We start from the raw sequence: 255 nt of genomic DNA, 5'->3' as shown, positions 1-255 counted from the left end.
ATTCGGAGAGGATCGCCAACGCCGACACGGTCTACTTTATCTTCAACAACCTCGGAACGCCAGATGCATTCTCGACTTCCCAGTACATAGCCCGCACCGTCCCGATTGACGTCAGAACCAAGTCAGTGCTCGCTGACCAGTTCGACTTCGCCCAACTGACCGCCAACGACGTCCTCATCTCTGTTGGTGGACCTCTCGTCAACCCGGTCACCGCGGCCTACGAGGACATAGCCCCGGTCCACATGGTGGTGGACG

The 255-nt window shown here is 58.4% G+C and carries 1 protein-coding gene; it reads left to right on the top strand.

Annotated features, from left to right (window positions below; all coding sequences use genetic code 11):
* A partial coding sequence (locus tag E3E33_RS10815) for a hypothetical protein (protein WP_167731709.1) occupies positions 1–255 on the top strand: 255 nt, incomplete at both ends.

This window comes from Thermococcus sp. GR5 (assembly GCF_012027535.1).
In the GTDB taxonomy this organism is placed as follows: domain Archaea; phylum Methanobacteriota_B; class Thermococci; order Thermococcales; family Thermococcaceae; genus Thermococcus; species Thermococcus onnurineus.
Note: the sequence above shows the minus strand (reverse complement) of the source record. Positions and strands in the feature narration are given on the sequence as shown.